This window comes from Curtobacterium sp. PhB172, assembly GCF_003752545.1.
In the GTDB taxonomy this organism is placed as follows: domain Bacteria; phylum Actinomycetota; class Actinomycetes; order Actinomycetales; family Microbacteriaceae; genus Curtobacterium.
In genome coordinates this window covers 207,630-227,592 of record NZ_RKIF01000007.1, presented here as the reverse complement: position 1 = coordinate 227,592, position 19,963 = coordinate 207,630, and the positions used below count along the sequence as shown (strand labels likewise).

Genomic DNA, 19,963 nt, shown 5'->3' with positions numbered 1-19,963 from the left:
TTTGCTCACCTGTGTTCAACTCCGTATATTCGAAGTCGAATAGTCCAGTCGGAAGACTGCCGCACCGATCCGTCAGGAGGCCCGCATGACGTCGCTCACGCCCCTCGCGTTCGCCGCGCTCGACCTGCTGAACGAGGCACCGATGCACCCGTACGAGATGTTCCAGACGATGGTCCACCGGCAGGAGGAGCGGAACGTCAAGGTCCGCCCGGGCACGCTCTACCACCAGGTCGGCCGCCTCGCCGAGCTCGGGTTCGCCGAGGTCGTGGGCACCGACCGCGACGGCAACCGGCCGGAACGCACCACCTACACGATCACCGAAGCCGGTCGCGCAGCACTCGCGGACGGGCTCCGCCGCATGGTGGCGGAGCCTGCGGACGAGTACCCGGAGTTCCACCTGGCCCTCTCCGTGCTCGAGAACCTGCCGCACGCCGAGGCGGTCGGTGCCGTCCGGGCCCGGATCGTCGCACTCGAGCAGGAGCGCGACGACTACGACCAGGCACTCCAGCGCGTGCAGGCCAAGCAGCTGACCGAGCGGTACTGGCTCGACGTGTCGTACGTCCGTGCGATGCTCGCCGCGCAGATCGAGTGGCTCAGCACCACCGTCGACCGCATCGCCAGCGGCGACCTCCCCTGGGACGGCCCGGCCGTCCCCGCAGACACTGACTTCCCCACGAACAGCAAGGACACCACTCGATGACCACCGTCACGCCTCCGCGGACGACCGAGAAGAAGCCGTGGCCCGCCCTCTGGGCGCTCGTCGTGGGCTTCTTCATGATCCTCGTCGACTCGACCATCGTGTCGGTCGCCACCCCCACCATCGCCCAGAAGCTCGACGCGGACATCAACTCCGTGATCTGGGTGACGAGCGCGTACCTGCTCGCCTACGCCGTGCCGCTGCTCATCACCGGCCGTCTCGGTGACCGCTTCGGCCCGAAGGTCATGTACCAGATCGGCCTCGTGGTGTTCACGCTCGCCAGCCTCTGGTGCGGTCTGGCCGGGTCGATCGAGATGCTCATCGTGGCCCGCGTCGTGCAGGGCCTCGGCGCCGCGATGATGAGCCCGCAGACGATGTCCGTCATCACGCGCATCTTCCCGCCGCAGAACCGCGGTGCCGCGATGGGTCTCTGGGGCGCCGTCGCCGGTGTCGCCTCGCTCGTCGGCCCGATCGTCGGCGGCCTGCTCGTCGACGGCTTCGGCTGGGAGTGGATCTTCTTCGTGAACGTCCCGGTCGGTGTCGTGGCGTTCGTGCTCGCGCAGCGCTTCGTACCGTCGTTCGACCGCCACGGGCACCGCTTCGACTACCTCGGCATCTTCCTGTCGGCGGCTGGCCTGTTCCTGCTCGTCTTCGGCATCCAGGAAGGCGAGACCTACGACTGGGGCGTCATCGCCGGGCCGATCTCGGTGTGGTCGCTCATCATCGTCGGGCTCGTGGTGCTCGCCGGGTTCGTCGTCTGGCAGGGCGTGCAGAAGGGTGAGCCGCTGCTGCCCCTCGGCCTGTTCAAGGACCGCAACTTCACCCTGGCCAACGTCGCCATCACGGCCGTCGGTGTCGCGATCGCTTCGTTCGCGCTGCCGATCATGCTCTGGGCGCAGGACGTCCTGCGGTTCTCGCCGACCCAGGCGGCACTGCTCCTCGTGCCGCAGGCCGTGCTGTCCGCTGGCCTCGCCCCGCTCGTCGGCAAGAACCTCAACCGGTGGAACCCGCGCTGGGTCGCCGCGTTCGGTCTCGCGTGCTTCTCGGCCGGGCTGTTCTGGTTCGGCGCTCTGCTGTCGTCGAGTGCTGACTGGGGATGGGTGCTCCTGCCGAGCGCGCTCCTCGGCATCGCCAACGCCTGCATGTGGGGACCGCTGTCCGTCTCGGCGACGCGCAACCTGCCGCCGAAGCTGGCCGGTGCCGGCTCGGGCGTCTACAACACCACGCGTCAGATCGGTGCCGTGCTCGGTTCGGCCGGCATCGCCGCGCTGATGGAGGCGCGGATCACCGCGAACTTCCCCGCCTCGACCGGCGGGACCTCTGCCGGTGGTGCCGAGCAGCAGGTCGGCGGACTGCCCGGGTTCCTGCTCGAGCCGTTCTCGCGCGCCATGGGTGAGTCGCTGTTCCTGCCGGCGATCGTGCTCATCGCGGCGATCGTGGCGGCGCTGTTCCTGGCGAAGCCGAAGCAGACCGTCGCCTGGCAGCAGACCGGTGGCGTGACCGCGCAGCCCGACGCGGAGGGCACTGCGCCGGCCGAGGGCGACGCGAAGCCGACCGAGCACGGCGTGCACGCTGCGGCCGCTGCTCCGGCGACTGCCGAGGCCGAGCTCGCCGCCATCGACCACCACGGCAAGCACGCCGACGCCTGACCCGCGCCGACCACCCGGGCCCCGGGCTGCTCCACGAGCGGCCCGGGGTCCGCGTGCGTCCGGGGTCCGGGCGCAGTCGTTGCGGCCGCGGGGGTACGACACCCTCGACGTCGTACGACAACGGGTTCGTCGCAGTCCCGCGTCTGCAACAGTTGCGGCCGCGTGCTTGCGACACCGTCGACGTCGTACGACATCGAGGTCGTCGTTCAGGGTCGGCGCCCCGCCCGCGCGCTCAACCCCGGCGCTGCAGGTGCTCCCGCGTCAGCTCGTCGATCTGCTCGTCGGTCAGGGCGTCGACGGCGTGGGCCTCGCGGCGATCGGTCCGCTGCCACCGGATGAACAGCGAGATGAGCACCGGGATGTCCGCCACCTCGGCGATGAACCACAGCAGGTCGCCCGCCAGGTGCTGATCGCGCAGCGGCGACGGGAACCACGGCTGCCCCACGGCCTGCACCACCGACCCGTCGAGCACGTGGTTCGTGATCCGCAGCACGATGCCCGGCACCGCGTCGATCATCAGCTCCACGAAGGCGAGCAGGAACTCCGCGGTGACGAACGTCGACGACCGCAGCACCCCGGGTTCCGACAGTGGAGCGAGCAACCCGAACCCGAGCATCGGCACCGTCACCGTGATCACGACGGCCCAGACGGACGATTCGCGCAGGGCCGCCGCGAACGGTGTCAGCAACAGGCCGAACAGGACGAGGGCGACGAGCGGCGCGACGATCGCGTTGCCGAGCAGGCGCACTGGACGCGACCGCATGGCGGCGTCGACGGCGTGCGCGAGGCGATCCGGGCCTCCTGTCCGGAGCAACGAGACGGGCGCACCGAGCGCGGCGAAGGTGGGGACCGCGAAGAAGAGCAGGGCGGACCGCAGCACGAACGCCCACCGGAGCTGCTGGTCGTACACGCCGACGATGCCGAACTGCAGGATCCCGAACAGCACCAGTGCGGCGACGAATGCGAGAGTGCGCCACCAGGGCCAGCGTGCGCCGCGACGTGCGGCGCCGACGACCCACCAGCCGTAGGCGCCCGCGGCGACGGCGATCATCACCGCGGACAGGGGATCGAACCGCCAGGTGCTCCAGAACTCGGGTGTCGACGGCGTCGGGTGCCTCCAGGGGATCGGCCTGCCGCCATCCTCTGCCCGGCGTGTGTGCCGGTGCAGGCCCGAGCAGCCCCGAACGGTGAGAACCGGTTCAGATCCGGGTGACGCCCCGGGCTGGCGTGGTCCGCGAGAGCAACCACACCCCGATCGGCACGGCCACGGCGCCGACGACCGCGACCCCGAACGACAGGTGCAGCTGCATCACCAGGAACGCCGGACCGATCGTGCAGAGCGCAGCGACAGCGACGACCGGCCAGGACGGGCGGTCGGCCGAGGGCAGCAGCCGGGGGAGCGGGCGGTCGAACCACCGGAGCGCGCGAGCAACCCCGAGTGCGACGGCGAGCACCGCGACCAGTGCGATCAGCCGGGACGCCCACCACCCGCCGGAGCCCGGCGACGGGAACGGCACCCCGACCAGCAGGGCGATCCCGTTCAGTGCGATGAACAGCGGCAGGTGCCACAGGTAGATGGTCATGCCGTCGCGGCCGAGGACGAACACGGCGCCGAGCGCGGCCCTGGTGCGCATCAGGCGGGTGAGCGGAGCGTGCACGAGCTGGACCAGGCAGGCCTGCGCGATCGCGAGGAACGCCAGCGGGAGCATCGGCGGGTTGAGGTCCTGCAGCATGTCCGGTGCCCACAAGCCGATCGAGGTCATCGGGATGAGCACGGCGTAGGCGGCGACGGCCACCGCGAGCAGGAGCGTCTTCGACCGCCGTGCGAACCAGCCGTCGGCCCAGAGGAACCCGAGCTGTTGCGCGAAGAGCCACACCGGCCCGAGGTTGAGCAGTCCGACCTCGGCGACCCCGGTGGCCAGGCGGACCGCGTCGATCACCGCGGCGAGCACGAGCAACACGCCGAGCGTCGCCCAGGGTGCGCGCTCGTGGAACCGCATCATCAGGGGCACGCAGCACTGCGTGATGCCGTACGCGGCGAGGAACCAGAGCGGCGAGCCGATGCCGAACGCGACCTCGGCGAGGAGGTCCGGTGGGGTGCCGGCGGCCGTGGCCACACCGAGCCCGAGCGTGAGGAACACGAACAGCGGGACAGCGGGCCGGAACAGGCGCACGAGGCGGGTGGCCAGGTAGTCGCGAGCAGGGCTCGGCCCACCGCGGGCGACGGTGCTGCGCCAGCCGACTGCGCTCGCGAAGCCGCCGACCACGAAGAAGAGGGGCATCACCTGCCCGATCCACGTGGCGGCGACGTACCACGGGAGTTCCTGCAGGGGGCTCGTCACCCGCACCCCGTGGTCGTCGGACGCGACGCCGACCATCGTGACGTGCACGATGACGACGAGGACGACGCAGGCCGTCCGGATGAGGTCGACGACCAGGTCCCGCTTCGCGATGATCCCCCGGACGTCCGGTGCGCTGTTCGCCTGTTCAGACAGGCCGTGGCTCGTGGACATGTCCGGACGCTAGCGTGCGGAACGGTCGGTCCAGCGTTGGTCCAGCTGATCGCGACCGGATCGTGACACTTCGTATTCCGGTCCGGGCATGTGTCGGCGTCCTGGCCCCCGCTGGAAGCCCCGCTGGCGGCTCGTGTACAGTGGCCTCGTTGTCTTGATTCCTGCAAAAGAAAGGCTCAGCATGGACGCCGACGCCGATCTGCTCCGCACCTCGGGCCTCCGGGTCACGACGCCGCGACTCGCGGTGCTGCGGGCCACCGAATCGATGCCGCACGCCACCGCCGACGACATCGTCACGGCGCTCACGGCGGAGCTCCCGACGACCAGCCACCAGGCCGTGTACGGCGTGCTCGCCGCGCTGACCGGCGTCGGCCTCGTCCGACGCATCGAGCCGGCCGGCAGCCCCGCTCGGTACGAGCGACGCACCGGCGACAACCACCACCACATCGTCTGCACCCTGTGCGGCGCGATCGAGGACGTCGACTGCGCCGTCGGGCACTCGCCCTGCCTGACCCCGTCGGACGCGCACGGCTTCGCCGTCACCACCGCCGAGGTCACCTACTGGGGCATCTGCGAGCGGTGCGCCGCGGCCGAGCGCGACGACGCGGGCGATGACGCGGCCAGCGACGCCGGCGATGACGCAGCCAGCGACGCCGGCGCACCAAGCGCAAGCCCAAGCGCAGACGAGTCCGGCGCCCCGCGCGTCCCCTGAACCACCCGAGCACCCCTGACCGAACCAACCGTTCCACCCAAGGAGGAACCGTGTCCGACCAGAACACGACGCCCGGCCAGCCGGCCGGCACCCCCACCACGACCACCAACTCCGGCGCTCCCGTCTCGAGCGACGAGCACTCGATGGGCGTCGGGGCCGACGGCCCCCTCGCGCTGCACGACCACTACCTGGTCGAGAAGCTCGCCCAGTTCAACCGCGAGCGCGTGCCGGAGCGTGTCGTCCACGCGAAGGGCGGCGGTGCCTTCGGTACCTTCACCGTCACGCAAGACGTCAGCAAGTACACCCGCGCCGCGTTCCTGCAGCCGGGCCAGCAGACCGAGATGCTCACGCGCTTCTCGTCCGTCGCCGGTGAGCAGGGTTCGCCCGACACGTGGCGCGACCCCCGCGGTTTCGCGCTGAAGTTCTACACGTCCGAGGGCAACTACGACCTCGTCGGCAACAACACCCCCGTCTTCTTCATCCGCGACGGCATCAAGTTCCCCGACTTCATCCGCTCGCAGAAGCGCCTGCCCGGCTCGCACCTGCGCGACCACGACATGCAGTGGGACTTCTGGACCCTGTCGCCCGAGTCGGCGCACCAGGTCACGTGGCTGATGGGCGACCGCGGCCTGCCCGCGTCGTGGCGTGAGATGGACGGCTTCGGCTCGCACACCTACCAGTGGATCAACGCCGAGGGCGAGCGCTTCTGGGTGAAGTACCACTTCATCACCGAGCAGGGCCACAAGACCCTGACGCAGGAGGATGCCGACCGCATCGCCGGCGAGGACGCGGACTTCCACATCCGCGATCTGCACGCTGCGATCGAGCGCGGCGACCACCCGCGTTGGATGCTCAAGGTGCAGGTCATGCCCTACGAGGAGGCCGCGAGCTACCGCTTCAACCCGTTCGACCTGACGAAGGTGTGGCCGCACGCGGACTACCCGCTCATCGAGGTCGGCACGATGGAGCTCAACCGCAACCCGGAGAACTACTTCGCCGAGATCGAGCAGGCGACGTTCGCCCCCTCGAACTTCGTGCCCGGCATCGCAGCGAGCCCGGACAAGATGCTCCTCGCGCGCATCTTCAGCTACGCGGACGCCCACCGCTACCGCGTCGGCACCAACCACGCGCAGCTGCCGGTCAACGCCCCGAAGAACGAGGTGCACTCGTACTCGAAGGACGGCGCGATGCGCTTCGACTTCCAGAAGTCCGAGGTGCCCGTGTACGCACCGAACTCGCTCGGTGGTGCGCACGCCGACCCGACTGCGACCGACGATGCCCCGGGCTGGGAGTCGGACGGTGCGCTGCAGCGTTCCGCCGCGACCCTGCACCCGGAGGACGACGACTTCGGCCAGGCCGGCACGATGGTCCGCGAGGTCCTCGACGACGCCGCCCGTGAGCGCCTGGTCGGCAACATCGCCGGTCACGTCTCGAAGGTGACGCGCGACGACCTGCGCGAGCGCGTGTTCGCGTACTGGACGAACGTCGACGCCGACCTGGGTGCGCGCGTGCGCGCTGCGGTCGTGCCGAGCGCGCCGGGTTCGAACGAAAACCCGGAGACCGTGGCGGTCGAGGCGTAGTCCGGTGGATGCGGGGGCGTGAGCCCCGGTCCACCACCTGACGGACGGGAGGCACGGTGCCAGCTGGCACCGTGCCTCCCGTCCGTTCGTGGTCTGTTCCTAGACCTCCTGGCCGTTCAGCCAGATCGGGCCGGCCGGCCAGTCCTCCAGGGCTGCGGCCACCGGCCGCACCATCCAGCCGCCCTGCTCGGTGTTCGTGATGCCGGCGCCCTCGGCGGTGAACGCCGAGAAGGTGCCGACGACCTCGGGGAACTCGTGCCAGCCGAGCTTCGCGTAGAAGGGGATGCGGTTCTCGCCCGCGCCGAGGAAGCCGTACGGCACCGCGAGCCCGTCGAGCACGGCGTGCGTGCGCTCCATGAGTTCCCGGCCCTTGCCCGATCCTTGGAGCCTGGGCGACACGGCGACGAGGCCGGTGTCACCGACCAGGACGTCGCGCCCGCCGACCGTGATGAACATGCGGCGGATCCCGACGTGCGCCAGGACGACGCCGCCTTGGTCACGGGCCAGGACCCGGCGTTCGGGCTGCATGCCGGACCAGCTGCGGCCGCCCACGTACCAGTGGGACCAGTCCGGGAACGCCTGCGCGAGCAGTGCTGCGATCGCTTCGTGGTCCGGGAGCGAGAGGGAGCTCTCCTCGACCACCTCCCACTGGATGTCATCAGTCACGCGTCCATCCTGCACGGATGTGGTGATGGTCGTTGCGCTCGCGTACTGACCGGTAATACGTTAACGGTGACATCGGGGTGATGTCGCAACGAAGGGGAGATCGATGTCGATCAAGAACGTCGTGCTGGGTGCGGTCGTGTTGGGGAGTGTCGTGGGCGGTGGGATCGCGGTCGACACCGCGACGGCGCCGGAGGCGAGTGCTGCGTGCTACGGGTCGGTGACGCTGACCAAGGGGAAGAACAACTCCTGCGGCAACGGCGCGCGGCACTGGAACGCGATCAGGAACGCGTCCTCGAAGTACGGGGCGTGGGTGGGGAAGGGGCACATCTCGGCGCAGAAGCTGTGTTGGGCGAACGTCGTCTCGTACGGCATGACGGCGCGGTAGTGCGCCATCTGTTCGGTGGCCGTGCCGCTGTGTGCGTCGCGGCCACCGCGGTCCTCGTCCTGTCTGGCTGTAGCAGCGCTGTGGAGACCACGATGTCGTCGGAGGTAGCCCTTGAATCGGCGGGGCCGTGGGCTGAGGAGTTCCGAGCCGCGCTCGATGACGGTGTGTCGGACTTCGAGTTCAGGATCCTCGCTGACGGTGATGTGACCGCTGCGGAGCTCGAGGCCGCGCACGACCGCGTGGGTCGGTGCCTCGCGGACTCCGGACTGCGGATCGACTACGACCCGGACGGCGGATTCGGCCTCGAATCACTCGATGGGCGCTACCCCGACGACTTCTTCGAGCGCTCGGACCCGATCCTCCGAAAATGCGAGGAGACCGCCGACGAGTACGTCACACAGCTCTTCGAGGAGACGCGCCGGAATCCTCAACGTCTCGATGACGCGAAGATCACGGTTCCCTGCCTGCGGGATTCCGGCTTGGTGGGAAAGGACTACACCGAGCGGCAGTGGCGGAAGGACTACGACGCCGACACGTTCCCGTTCGACGAGACGAGCGACGCTGCGATCCAGTGCCGTGTCGACCCGCTCGGGCTCTGGCGGCAGTGATGCGCTTCCCGTCTGCCGCGCTCCTGTCACTCGGGGCGATGGTGGTCGCGGCGGCGACGGCCGCTGCCATCGTGGTCGCTGTGCCGGCCGAGGTGCCGGCTGCACTCCGGACGGCGGCCCCCGCGAGCACCGTCCGGGTGACCGAGCGCTCCGATGCCGATGAGCGACAGGTGCAGCTCGCACTCGACACCGGTGCCCCACGGGCGGTCGTGACGTCGCGGACCGGCACGGTGACGACGTCGACGTGCTCGACCGGAGCACCCGTGCGGAGTGGGGACGTCCTCGCGCGGGTCGACGGGCGGCCGGTGATCGCGCTCGCCAGTGACGAGCCGCTGTGGCGCGACCTCGAGCTCGGCGACCGCGGGGCCGACGTCACGGGGCTGCAGCGGGAACTCACGCGCCTCGGTGCCGGACTGAGCATCGACGGCGTCCTCGGCCCGGGCACGCTCCACGCTGCGCAGCAGTTCCTGGTCGACCGAGGCGTCGACCGCGACGACCTGCCCGACGGCGTCGTGCCGCGGGACCCGTTCGCATGGGTGCCAGCCGCCGAGAACACCGTCCTGGCGTGCGTGGCCGTCGTCGGGGCAGCGGTCGGCGCCGACGGTGTCCTCGTCGAACTCCCGGCCGAACTCCGCGGTGCGCGCATCGAGGCGCTCCCGGTCGATCCGGCGCCGGGGGAGCGCGTGCTGCGGATCGGGAACGCCGACGTCCCGATCGACGCCGCCGGGGTGGTCTCGTCGCCGACGGCCCTCTCCACGATCACCGCCCTGCCGGAATACGCGGCGACGGTCGCTTCGGCCGACGGCACACCGACGGTGGCCGCGACGTGGGCGCTCAGCCGGCCACGAACGGTCCAGGTGGTGCCACCGACGGCCCTCTGGGACCTCGAGGGTGACCGGGCGTGCCTGCAACCGACGACGGGGCGGTCGCTCCGGGTCGAGGTCCTCGGGTCGGAACTCGGGCAGTCGTTCGTCCGGGTGCCCGGCGGACGAACGCTCGACCGGATCCGTGCCGCGCCGGACCGGTCCAGCTCGTGTCGGTGACGCTCGAGGGCGTGGGGCACGTCTGGCCGAACGGCACCGTGCTGTTCGACCGCGTCGACCGCACCTTCGCCGAGGGGAGCGTGACCGCGGTCGTCGGGCCGAGCGGCTCCGGCAAGTCAACGCTGCTCGCGATCCTCGCCGGGATGCTCCGTCCGACGCGCGGCGCCGCCGTCCGTCCGCCGGGCTGTCGGCCGCTCTGGGTGTTCCAGAACCCGCACGGGGTTGCCCGCCGCCGCGTGCTCGACCACGTCGCGCTGCCGTTCGTCGCCCAGGGCGCGGATCGTCGGACCGCAGACGTCCGGGCACTCGAGGTCCTCGAGCGCTTCGGGCTCGGCTCGCGAGCGCACGCGCGGTTCGCCGAACTGTCCGGTGGCGAGGCGCAACGCCTGATGCTCGCGCGCGCGATCGCGAGTGCGCCGGGTCTGATGCTGGTCGACGAGCCGACGGCGCAACTCGACCGGGCGACCGCGATCGAGGTGAACCGTGGGATCGGTGCGCTCGCCGCGGCGGGGACGGTCGTCGTCGTCGCCACGCACGACGACGCAACCCGTGACGCCTGCGACGGAGTGCTCGACCTCGGGCGGTACCGATGAGCCCTCGGCGGATGCAGGTGACCGAGGTCTGGCGGGAGGCGTGGCGCGACATCGCCTCCGGAGCCTCGTGGGCGGCCGTGACCGCTGCCGTCCTCGCGGTGCTGCTCAGCGGTGTCGTGGGCATGCGCGCAGCTGCCGTCGCCGGTGACGTCCGAGCGGCTGCGGTGTTCGTCGCGAGCGGTGCGGCGACGACCGTCCAGCGGGCCGAGGGCCGGATCGACGGCCGCGTGTGCGATGCCCTCGCGGATGCCGAAGGGGTCATCGCGTCCGGTGCGCTCCGGCGCCTCGACGCCGGAGTCGTCCCCGCCGCGCTGCCGGGCTCGGCGATCCCGACCTACGAGGTGACCGCCGGGGTGCGTGGCTTGCTCGGCGGCTCCGCTGCCGGCGGGGCCGCGGGAGTGATCGTCTCGCCCACGGTGCACGAGACCCTGGGTCTTGCTGCCGGCGATCGCCTCGTGACGGTGGGCGGCGCGGGCACCGGAATCGCCGGTGTGTACGACCACCCCGACGACGGCCGTGACCCCGACCTGGAGTACGCGGTCCTCGCGCCGACGGTGGACGACGGGTCGCCGTTCGACGCCTGCTGGGCGACGGTGTGGCCGCAGCGCGACGACACGGCCTCGATGCTCCGGCGCACCGTCCTGCCAGCGAGCGGGGCCGAGGGCGAAGACCGACCGACCGCCGGGCAGCTCAACCCGACCCTGGGCGCGGTCTTCACCCCCGCGGTGCGGCAGCCAGTGCTCGTCCCGTTCGGTGCAGCGGCCCTCGTGGGGCTGACGATCGGCGCGGCAGCGGTCGCACGGCGCCGGCTCGCCCTGGCCTCCGACCGGCACGTCGGGGTACCGCGGAGCGCGCAGGTCCTCGGCATCGTCCTGCAGCACGTGGTCTGGGGATCGGTCGGGGCCCTGGTCGCGACCAGCGTTGCGGTGGTGTCAGTGCGTGGCCTCGACATCGACGACGCACTGCCGATCGTGCGCGAGGCGATCGCGATCGCGTCCCTCGGGCTCGTGGGCGCGCTGCTCGGTGGGGCGCTCGCCGCGGCTGCGATCCGCGAGCGCGCGCTGCACCGCTACTTCCGCTCCCGCTGACCGCGGCCGGCGGGGCGGACGCGCACCGGGCCTCCCGTCCGCTGCGCGCCCCGTTCGCTGCGCGCCCCGTCCGTTGCGCGCCCCGTTCGCAAAAGCGACAGATCGCCGCGAACTGTTCGCGGAGATCTGTCGCTTTGGCGGGTGCCTCGCACCGGGGCCGCGTGGATCTGTCGCTCTGTCGTAGGCGACCGACGCCCATTTGGTTGACGCGTCAACCAAATGGGCGCACACTGGTGCCATGCACACGCAGGACCTCCTCGCCGCCGACACCGGGATGGGTGCCGTCACCCTCCGCGTCGCGAACCTCGACCGGATGATCGGCTACTACCGCGACGGCGTCCAGCTCGCGCTGCTCTCGAACGAGGGAGGTGTCGCCGTGCTGGGGCGACCGGGCGCCGGTGGCCTGGCGGTCCCGATCGTGATCCTCGAGCACGCGCCGTCGATGCAGCACGCCGGCCCGCACGACGCCGGCCTGTTCCACACCGCGATCCTGTTCGACACGAGGGCCGACCTGGCCGCCGCGCTGTACTCGGTGGCGACGAAGTTCCCGCAGACCTTCACCGGCAGCGCCGACCACCTGGTGAGCAACGCGTTCTACTTCACCGATCCCGAGGGCAACGGCGTCGAGCTGTACTGGGACCGCGACCGCACGGAGTGGTCGTGGACGCACGGCATGGTCGACATGGACACGAAGTACGTCGACCCGAACGCGTTCCTGCAGGAGCACCTGACGGCCGACGCGATGGAGTCCGCGCCGAACGCGCCGGGTCGGGTCGGCCACGTGCACCTGTCGGTCGGCGACGTCGCCAGCGCGAAGGACTTCTACGTCGACAAGCTCGGCTTCGCGACGACGGCCGGGTGGGGCGAGGCCCTGTTCGTCAGCGCCGGCGGGTACCACCACCACATGGCGATGAACACCTGGAACTCCCGCGGCGCTGGGCGCCGCCAGCTCGCGCTCGGGCTGGGGCTCGTGCGGATCGAGGTGCCCGGGTCGGACGACCTCGGTGCCCTCGTCGCACGCATGCACGACACAGGGGTGCAGACCGCCGACGACGGCCGGACGGTCGCGTTCGAGGACCCGTGGGCGAACCGCATCGAGGTGACCGCGCCCGGTCGCGGCTGACGCGGTCCGCCGCGGGGTGGCCGAGACTCGGGCAGAGCGACTGTTCTCGCTCCCGCAGCCACGAGAAGTGTCGCTGACCCCGAGACTCGGCGCCGACTGCCGACCGCGCGGGTCACGCGCGGTTCGAGATCCCGCCGTCCGACGTCAGCAGCTGCCCGTTCACCCAGCGCCCCTGCTCCGAGCAGAGGAACCCGACGAGTGCAGCGGTGTCCGACGGTCGTCCGAGCCGACCGAGCGGCGTGCCCTCGACCGCCCAGCGCTTGACGTCGTCGGACATCCACCCGGTGTCGTTCGGGCCGGGGTTCACGACGTTCGCGCTGACGCCGAGGCCGCCGAGCTCCTTCGCGGCACCGAACACGAGGCGGTCGAGTGCCCCCTTCGACGCCCCGTACGGCAGGTTGTACGCGATGTGGTCGCTCGTCAGTGCGACGATCCGCCGGCGGTCCCGCGGTGCGGCGTCGCCAGCGCGTTCGAGTGCGGCCGCGTACGCCTGCACGAGCAGGAACGGCGCGCGGGCGTTGACCGCGAAGTGCCGGTCCCACGACTCGACCGTCGTGGTGCGGACGTCCGAGTCGACCGATTCGCAGTGCGACATCACCAGCGCGGTGACGGGGGCGCCCGCCTCGGTCTCGGCGCGGCCGACCAGGGCGGCCGCCTGGTCCGGGTCCTCCAGGTCGACCGGGAGGCGCGTCACGCGTGCACCCACCGACTCGCACTCCTGCACGACGGATTCGACCCCGTCGGGATCCGCCCCACCGCTCACGCGGTCGTCGTACGGGCCCCACCACGAGATGGCCAGGTCCCAGCCGTCGGTCGCCAGACGGGTGGCGAGCGCCGCGCCGATGCCGGCTCTGCGGCCCACGCCGGTCACCAGGGCGAGTGGTCGTGCGGACGTCATACGGGCCTCCTGTCCGGTGCGCCGTCGCACCGATCGCCACCCAGTCTGCCGGAACCGGTCACGCGCGTGGCCATCGCACTCGGTGTCCTGTCGGCGAGGACCGGCACGCGAGGGCCAAGATGGACGGATGCCACGCACACGACCACCGCTCGGACGCGGACGCGGACCCCGCGGCGGTCGTCCGGACCCGCGCGACCTGCCGATCGAGCACGTCCGCGACCGGATGTCGTCCTACATCTACGGCAACATCACGGTGCTCGCCGCCGCGATCGCCGTCGACCCGGCCGCGATCCACCACGGTTCGGCGGTCTGGGCCGTCCTGGCGACCGCGGTCCTGACCTACCTGGCGCACGTGCTCGCGCACCTGGTGGCGCACGGCCTCGGCGGCGACGACTCCCAGACCGACGACGCCCGGCGCGAATCGGTCGTGACGATCATGCGGAACGCGAACCCGATCGCGACGTCCGGGCTCATCCCCGCGGTGCTGTACGCGGTGGCCTGGATCGGGTGGATCCCGACGGGGTGGGCGCAGACGGCCGCCCTGGTCATCCTGGTCGTGCGCATCGGGATGGTCGGCGTGTTCATGCAGCGCTTCAGCGGCAAGCGGCCCACGTTCCTCGGGCTCTGGGGCGGCATCGTGCTGGCCGCCGTGGCGTTCGTGATCGGTCTCGTGAAGGTGGTGTTGACGCATTGAGCGCCACCGAGTCCGAGCCGAAGCCGAAGCGCGCCGGCTGGAAGTTCCTCCGCGACCTCGTCGTCATCGTCGTCGTGGCGCTGCTGGCGTCGTTCCTGGTGAAGACCTACCTGGTCCGGTCCTTCTACATCCCGTCCGCGTCGATGGAGAACACGCTGCTCATCGGCGACCGCGTGCTCGTCAACGAACTCGTCCCCAGCGCCGTGCCGCTGCAGCGCGGTGACGTCGTCGTGTTCCAGGACCCGGGCGGCTGGCTCGGCACCGGGCAGGGCGACGACCTGATCAAGCGAGTGATCGGCCTGCCCGGCGACACCGTCTCGTGCTGCGGCACCGGCGGACACCTGTCGGTGAACGGCCACCCGGTCGACGAACCGTACGTGGTGCCCGAGATCGGGTCGGACCGGGTCTCCGGCACCGACTTCGACATCACCGTGCCGAAGGGGCGCATCTGGGTGATGGGCGACAACCGGTACAACTCGGCGGACTCCCGCGTGCACGGCACGGTGCCGGTCGACGACGTGGTCGGTCGTGCGTTCATCACCACGTGGCCGGTGTCACGGTGGACGGTGCTCTCGCGGTACGCCGACGAGTGGGACCAGGTGCCGGACCCGTCCTGAGCGGCCCTGAGCTGCCCTGAGCGGCCTTGAGCGGTCCGGGGCGGTCGTTGCCCGCCCCGGTCGTCCGGTGCGGTAGCGTTCCGATTCCCGTGTCGGACCGTCCGCAGCGGGGTGAGCGGAGGCACTGTTCCGATGGACGCTGTGCCCATGGACGCTGTGCCCATGGACTACGTGACCGGGGGTGACGCAGAGCTGTCGATCCGGCGCATCGGGACGCACGGACACCGCTCCGGCACGATCGGCCCCCGACCGGACCACGTGGTCTTCTGGCTCGCCGACGGCCGTGCCCGCCTGACCGCGGACGACGGCTCGAGCTGGGACGTCGGCGCCGAACGCCCGATGATGCTCTCCGCCTCGGTCGCGTACGGCTTCGACACCGACGCCACGGCGATGACCCTGCTGCACCTGTCGCCGGCGTTGCTCGGCGGACGCGACGGCGACGGCGACCGCGACGGCGGCGGCGGCGACCGCGGCGGCGACCGCGGCGGCGGCCCATCGGCCGAGTTCCGGCAACCGGACGCCGCCGACCCTCGGATCGAACCCCTCCGAGCACTGCTCCGCGACGTCACCGGTCGCGTCCTCGACCCCACCCTGCCGGCCGACGAGCGAGCCGCCCTGAACCGACGCATCGCGACGGTCGTGCTGTCGACGTTCTCGCCGTCACGGTCCGACGTCGAGCACCGGATGCGTCGTGCGATCCGCTTCGTGCACGACCAGGCCGACCGGCCGCTCTCGGTGGCCGACATCGCGGACTCGTGCGGTCTGAGCGAGCGCGGCGTGCAGGACCTCTTCCGCCGGCGGCTCGCGGTGACGCCGATGCAGTACCTGCGCGAGGTCCGGCTCGACCGGGTCCACCTCGAACTCGGCCGATCGCGTTCGGGCGGGCTGCTGGTGAGCGACGTCGCCCGGCGCTGGCAGTTCACGCACCTCGGTCGCTTCGCCGCCCACTACCGCGCACGCTTCGGCGAGCAGCCGCACGAGACGATCGCGCGGGGTCCCGGCGCAGTCTGAACCGACCCGCGCTCAGCAGCCCGTCGTCGTCAGGGTGACCGTCGCGACGGCGTCGTTCGTCACCGTCGTCGTCTGCGGGCACAGCGAGCCCGCGAGGACCGTCACCTTGCCGAGCGGGACGCCCGCGAAGTCCGCGGTGCCTCCGGGGAACACCCGCTGGTGCTCGGAGAGCTTGCCCGTCGACGCGAAGACCTTGACCTCGTACGGGTGGTCGGCGGCGTTGTCCGACACGGTGACCGAGACCTGGCCGGTCGAGTCGTGGGCGCCGCACCCCGCGAGCGTCACCAGAGCCGCCGCAGCGAGGGCGACAGCGGGCAGGACACGGCGGGACACGCGTCCAGGGTAGTCCGACGCCGGGCCGCGCCGGGTCGCGCCGATCCAGGGTCGACGGCCGAGCGCTCGGCGAGCCTGCCCCGCGGACTGGGGTGGTGCGTCCTCCGTAGTGGGGACAGGCCCTGTCCGGTTGGCGCGTTAGCGTGGGTGCATGCACTCGGAGACAGCGACGACCGTCCCAGTCACCGGCGCGACCGACGCCGTGCGCCGCGCAGCGCTGCTCGCCGCACTCGACGTGGTCGAGGGTGGCGCCGAAGAGCGCTTCGACCGGATCACGCGCATCGCGCGTGAGGCCCTCGGGGTCTCCGGCTCCTTCCTGAACCTGGCGGGCGAGACCTCGCTGACCATCAAGTCCCAGCAGAGCGACAGCCACTTCGGACCGGTCATCCCGCTGCAGGACACCTTCTGCGGGCGGACGCTGGGGGAGCGCGGCCCCGTGCTCGTGCCGGATGCGCGCATCGACGCCCGCTACTCCGACATGCCGATGGTCGTCGGCGACCCGAACGTGCGCTTCTACGCCGGGGTCCCGCTGCGGCTCGGCGACGACGACGTCAAGGTCGGCACGCTCTGCCTCATCGACCCGGAACCGCGGACCCTCGACGCCGACGAGGTCGCCCTGCTCCAGGAACTCGGTGTCTGGGCCGAGCGGGAACTGGCAGCCGGCGCCGACGAGGACCGCCTGCGGTCCGTGCTCGCGGGGCTCGAACCCGGCACGGTCGACGTGCCCGGCTACCGGATCGCCGGGCTGTCGGTGCCGCACGGCGTCGTCTCCGGCGACTTCCACGACTGGCACCGTTCGGGTGACGACGCCGTGCACCTGACCGTGGCGGACGTCATGGGCAAGGGCATGTCGGCTGGGCTGCTCGCCGCGAACATCCGCGGTGCACTGCTCGCCCGCGGCGACCTGGCACCCGACGTCGCCGTCGCCGAGCTCGAGGCGCAGGTCGCACCCGACCTCAGCCGCGCCGAGTCGTTCGCGACGATGTTCCACGGCCGGCTCACGCCCTCGACCGGCCGGATCGACTTCACCGACGCCGGACACGGACTCGTCCTGCAGCTCCGCGACGACGGCGCCGAGCGGATCCTGCGGTCGTCGGACCTGCCGATCGGGCTGCACCCCGCGGGCATCGAACGTGCCTCCGGGTCGCTCGTCATGCGTCCGGGTGACGTGGTCATCGTGGTCAGCGACGGCGCGCTCGAGCTGTGGGACTCCACGCTCGCGTCACTGTCGCAGCTCGGGGTGCTCTACCGCGGGTCGCCGGACATCGCGACGTTCCTGCAGCGGGTGCGGTCGCGTGCGGTCGACCACGACCCGGGCGACGACCTGACCGTCGTCGTGGTCGCGCGCGACCTCTGACGACGAGCCGTCGGCAGGTCGTCGGCAGGCCGTACGCCGGTCGTCGGCAGGTCAGGACTGGTCGCTCGTCGACTGGTCACGACGTGCCGTCGGCGCGCCGCCGGACGGTCACGAACGGTCAGGCGCCGGGGGTCTGAACGACGGCTCGTGACCGGTCGCCGGATGTGAGCGGGGTGTCATGACCGGTCGAGGCCCGCTCGGGGTCCGCGCAGCAGGCCCGCAGCAGGAACCGACTAGGCGCCGAGGCGCTCGATGAGCTCGGCGTAGCGCGCGGCGGTGCGGGACACGATCGCCTCGGGCAGCACCGGGGGCGTGCCCTGGCGGTCCCAGTTGGCGCTGAGCCAGTCGCGGACGATCTGCTTGTCGAACGAGTCCGTCCGACCGTCGGCCCGGGCGTCCCAGTATCGGCTCGAGTCGCTGGTCAGGACCTCGTCCGCGATCCGGATCCGGCCGTCGGCGTCCTGCCCGAACTCGAACTTGGTGTCCGCGATCACGACGTCGCGCTCCAGGGCGATCGCGGCTGCCTCGGTGTACACGTGCAGCGACAGGTCGCGCAGGGTCGCCGCGACCTCGGCGCCGACCAGGTCGACGGTCTGCTCGTACGAGATGTTCTCGTCGTGCTCGCCCTGCGGCGCCTTGTAGGCGGGGGTGTAGATCGGTTCGGGGAGCCGGTCGCCGTTCGACAGCCCCTGGGGCAGGGCGACGCCGCAGATGCTGCCGGTCTGCTGGTACTCGGCCCAGCCGCTGCCGACCAGGTACCCGCGCACGACGCACTCGACGGGGAACATCTCGAGCGGCATGACGTGCATCGACCGCGACTCGACCTCGGCCGGCACGGGGGTGCCACCGGACGACGGGCCGATGATGTGGTTCGGCACGTCGCTCAGCTGCGTGAACCAGAAGCGCGACAGGCGGGTGAGCAGTTCGCCCTTGCCGGGGATCGGTGGCTCGAGCGCGAAGTCGTAGGCACTGACCCGGTCGGACGCCACGAGCAGCAGCTCGGACGCACTCTGGATGTCGGCGGTGCCGGTCGGCACGTAGAGCTCGCGGACCTTGCCCGACGAGACGTGCTCCCAGCCCTCGATCACGGGCGCGGCGCTCATCGGGTGACCTTCGCGGCGATGTCGGTGCGGTACTGCGCGCCCTGCAGGGTGATGTCGCCGAGGCCCGCGTAGGCGCGCTCCCGCGCCTGGACGAAGTCGGCCCCGGTCGCGACGACGCTGAGCACGCGGCCGCCGGTGGCGACGAGCGTGTCGTCGAGCACCCCGGTGGCGGCGTGGGCGACGGATACGCCGTCGCGGGCGTTCGCGGCGTCGATGCCGGTGATCGGACGGCCGGTCTGCGGGTTCTCCGGGTAGCCCTCGCTCGCGAGCACGACCGTGACCGCCGCATCCGGACGGAACGAGGGTGCCGGGGTGCCCCCGAGCTGGCCCGTCGCGGCGGCGAGCAGCAGTCCACTCAGCGGCGTCGCCAGGCGGGGGAGGACGACCTGGGTCTCCGGGTCGCCGAAGCGGGCGTTGAACTCGATGACCCGGACACCCTGCTCGGTGACGATGAGCCCGCAGTAGAGCAGCCCGACGAACGGGGTTCCCTCGTGTTCGAGACGACGGACGGTGGGCAGCGCGACCAGCTCGGTGACCTCGTCGACGAAGGCCTGCTCGGACGCCCAACGATCGGCCAGCCACGGCAGCGGCGAGTACGCACCCATGCCGCCGGTGTTCGGTCCGAGATCGCCGTCGGCCAGGCGCTTGTAGTCCTGCGCGGGGCTGAGCGGGCGGACGTCGTGGCCGTCGCTCAGGAAGAACAACGAGACCTCTTCGCCGTCGAGGAACTCCTCGACCACGACGTGCCCGTGCTGCAGCCAGTAGGTGGCGTGGTCGATCGCGGCCTGACGGTCCTCGGTCACGAGGACGCCCTTGCCCGCGGCCAGCCCGTCGGCCTTCACGACGTACGGTGCGCCGAGCTCGTCGATCGCGGCGACGGCCTCTTCCGCCGTGCCGGCGTACACCGGTCGGCCGGTCGGCACGTTCGCCTCGGACATGATGCGCTTGGCGAAGGCCTTCGAGCCCTCGAGCTGCGCGGCGGCCTTGCCCGGCCCGAAGACCGGGATGCCCCGGGTGCGGACGGGGTCGGCCACACCGGCGATGAGCGGCGCCTCGGGCCCGACGACGACCAGTTCGACGTCGTTCTCGATCGCGTACTCGGCGACGAGCGCGCCGTTGGTGGGGTCGAGGGAGACGGTCTCGACATCGGCGGCGATGCCGGCGTTGCCGGGAGCAGCCGTGATGACGTGGCCCGCCTGTTCAGCGAGGAGGGCCGTGATGATCGCGTGCTCGCGGGCACCGGAACCGAGGACGAGGATTCGCACCCGATCACCCTACCGATCAGGACTCGCC

The 19,963-nt window shown here is 71.5% G+C and carries 21 protein-coding genes; 14 read left to right on the top strand and 7 right to left on the bottom strand.

Translation table 11 applies throughout. The features are described from left to right. Positions 1-85 precede the first annotated feature (85 nt). On the top strand, positions 86-700 hold the full coding sequence (locus tag EDF42_RS08240) for a PadR family transcriptional regulator (protein WP_123671984.1): 615 nt from the start codon (positions 86-88) through the stop codon (positions 698-700). After that, a complete protein-coding gene (locus EDF42_RS08235; protein ID WP_123671983.1) occupies positions 697-2,346 on the top strand; it encodes a DHA2 family efflux MFS transporter permease subunit in 1,650 nt (549 codons plus the stop codon). Before EDF42_RS08240 ends, EDF42_RS08235 begins: the two co-directional genes overlap by 4 nt. A gap of 232 nt (positions 2,347-2,578) precedes the next feature. Here the strand turns inward: EDF42_RS08235 and EDF42_RS08230 are convergent, their stop codons facing one another. Beyond that, complete coding sequence (locus tag EDF42_RS08230; RefSeq protein WP_123671982.1) at positions 2,579-3,397, bottom strand: cytochrome c oxidase assembly protein; 819 nt, start codon at positions 3,395-3,397, stop codon at positions 2,579-2,581. Positions 3,398-3,545: 148 nt separating this feature from the next. Further along, positions 3,546-4,859, bottom strand: a complete 1,314-nt coding sequence (locus EDF42_RS08225) for an acyltransferase (RefSeq protein ID WP_123671981.1) — start codon at positions 4,857-4,859, stop codon at positions 3,546-3,548. A 181-nt stretch (positions 4,860-5,040) separates the two neighbouring features. On the opposite strand from EDF42_RS08225, the gene EDF42_RS08220 reads away from it, so the two are divergent. Then, a complete protein-coding gene (locus EDF42_RS08220) occupies positions 5,041-5,571 on the top strand; it encodes a Fur family transcriptional regulator (protein ID WP_260213225.1) in 531 nt (176 codons plus the stop codon). Between the two features lie 50 nt (positions 5,572-5,621). Beyond that, positions 5,622-7,151, top strand: coding sequence for a catalase (locus EDF42_RS08215; RefSeq protein WP_123671980.1), 1,530 nt, complete (start codon positions 5,622-5,624; stop codon positions 7,149-7,151). Between the two features lie 99 nt (positions 7,152-7,250). Here EDF42_RS08215 and EDF42_RS08210 read toward each other — a convergent pair whose 3' ends face one another. Then, positions 7,251-7,817 carry a GNAT family N-acetyltransferase gene (locus tag EDF42_RS08210; protein WP_185002670.1) on the bottom strand — a complete coding sequence of 189 codons (567 nt, stop codon included), beginning with the start codon at positions 7,815-7,817 and terminating at the stop codon, positions 7,251-7,253. Positions 7,818-7,920: 103 nt separating this feature from the next. On the opposite strand from EDF42_RS08210, the gene EDF42_RS08205 reads away from it, so the two are divergent. From EDF42_RS08205 to EDF42_RS08180, 6 genes are all read left to right on the top strand, one after another. Further along, on the top strand, positions 7,921-8,202 hold the full coding sequence (locus EDF42_RS08205) for a hypothetical protein (RefSeq protein WP_123340125.1): 282 nt from the start codon (positions 7,921-7,923) through the stop codon (positions 8,200-8,202). An 80-nt stretch (positions 8,203-8,282) separates the two neighbouring features. Beyond that, positions 8,283-8,810, top strand: a complete 528-nt coding sequence (locus EDF42_RS08200) for a hypothetical protein (protein WP_148067660.1) — start codon at positions 8,283-8,285, stop codon at positions 8,808-8,810. Further along, positions 8,810-9,853 carry a peptidoglycan-binding protein gene (locus EDF42_RS08195; RefSeq protein WP_123671978.1) on the top strand — a complete coding sequence of 348 codons (1,044 nt, stop codon included), beginning with the start codon at positions 8,810-8,812 and terminating at the stop codon, positions 9,851-9,853. Before EDF42_RS08200 ends, EDF42_RS08195 begins: the two co-directional genes overlap by 1 nt. Positions 9,854-9,864: 11 nt before the next feature. Then, a complete protein-coding gene (locus EDF42_RS08190; protein WP_221180472.1) occupies positions 9,865-10,446 on the top strand; it encodes an ATP-binding cassette domain-containing protein in 582 nt (193 codons plus the stop codon). Beyond that, the gene (locus tag EDF42_RS08185) at positions 10,443-11,534 is read left to right on the top strand and encodes a hypothetical protein (RefSeq protein ID WP_148067658.1); all 1,092 of its coding nucleotides are present in this window, start codon (positions 10,443-10,445) and stop codon (positions 11,532-11,534) included. The genes EDF42_RS08190 and EDF42_RS08185 overlap by 4 nt, the downstream gene beginning before the upstream one ends. A 238-nt stretch (positions 11,535-11,772) precedes the next feature. Further along, positions 11,773-12,657 (top strand): VOC family protein, encoded by an 885-nt coding sequence (locus EDF42_RS08180; protein ID WP_123671976.1) that lies wholly within the window; start codon positions 11,773-11,775, stop codon positions 12,655-12,657. A gap of 112 nt (positions 12,658-12,769) precedes the next feature. On the opposite strand, the gene EDF42_RS08175 is transcribed toward EDF42_RS08180, so the two are convergent. Then, positions 12,770-13,555, bottom strand: a complete 786-nt coding sequence (locus EDF42_RS08175) for an SDR family oxidoreductase (RefSeq protein ID WP_123340131.1) — start codon at positions 13,553-13,555, stop codon at positions 12,770-12,772. A gap of 127 nt (positions 13,556-13,682) precedes the next feature. Between EDF42_RS08175 and EDF42_RS08170 the strand changes: the two genes are divergently transcribed. The 3 genes from EDF42_RS08170 (at position 13,683) to EDF42_RS08160 (ending at position 15,877) form a co-directional block, all read left to right on the top strand. After that, complete coding sequence (locus EDF42_RS08170; protein ID WP_123671975.1) at positions 13,683-14,249, top strand: hypothetical protein; 567 nt, start codon at positions 13,683-13,685, stop codon at positions 14,247-14,249. Then, positions 14,246-14,866: a signal peptidase I gene (gene lepB / locus EDF42_RS08165; protein ID WP_123671974.1), complete on the top strand. Its 621-nt coding sequence runs from the start codon at positions 14,246-14,248 to the stop codon at positions 14,864-14,866. Before EDF42_RS08170 ends, lepB begins: the two co-directional genes overlap by 4 nt. Before the next feature lie 147 nt (positions 14,867-15,013). After that, entirely contained in the window at positions 15,014-15,877 is an 864-nt protein-coding gene (locus EDF42_RS08160; RefSeq protein ID WP_185040828.1) for a helix-turn-helix transcriptional regulator, read from the top strand. A gap of 12 nt (positions 15,878-15,889) precedes the next feature. Here the strand turns inward: EDF42_RS08160 and EDF42_RS08155 are convergent, their stop codons facing one another. After that, on the bottom strand, positions 15,890-16,210 hold the full coding sequence (locus tag EDF42_RS08155; RefSeq protein WP_123671972.1) for a hypothetical protein: 321 nt from the start codon (positions 16,208-16,210) through the stop codon (positions 15,890-15,892). Positions 16,211-16,361: 151 nt separating this feature from the next. Between EDF42_RS08155 and EDF42_RS08150 the strand changes: the two genes are divergently transcribed. Continuing rightward, on the top strand, positions 16,362-17,567 hold the full coding sequence (locus tag EDF42_RS08150) for a PP2C family protein-serine/threonine phosphatase (protein ID WP_123671971.1): 1,206 nt from the start codon (positions 16,362-16,364) through the stop codon (positions 17,565-17,567). A gap of 233 nt (positions 17,568-17,800) precedes the next feature. Here the strand turns inward: EDF42_RS08150 and EDF42_RS08145 are convergent, their stop codons facing one another. Next, positions 17,801-18,670, bottom strand: a complete 870-nt coding sequence (locus EDF42_RS08145; RefSeq protein WP_123671970.1) for a phosphoribosylaminoimidazolesuccinocarboxamide synthase — start codon at positions 18,668-18,670, stop codon at positions 17,801-17,803. Next, positions 18,667-19,935 (bottom strand): phosphoribosylamine--glycine ligase, encoded by a 1,269-nt coding sequence (gene purD, locus EDF42_RS08140; protein WP_123671969.1) that lies wholly within the window; start codon positions 19,933-19,935, stop codon positions 18,667-18,669. The genes EDF42_RS08145 and purD overlap by 4 nt, the downstream gene beginning before the upstream one ends. Positions 19,936-19,963 lie beyond the last annotated feature (28 nt).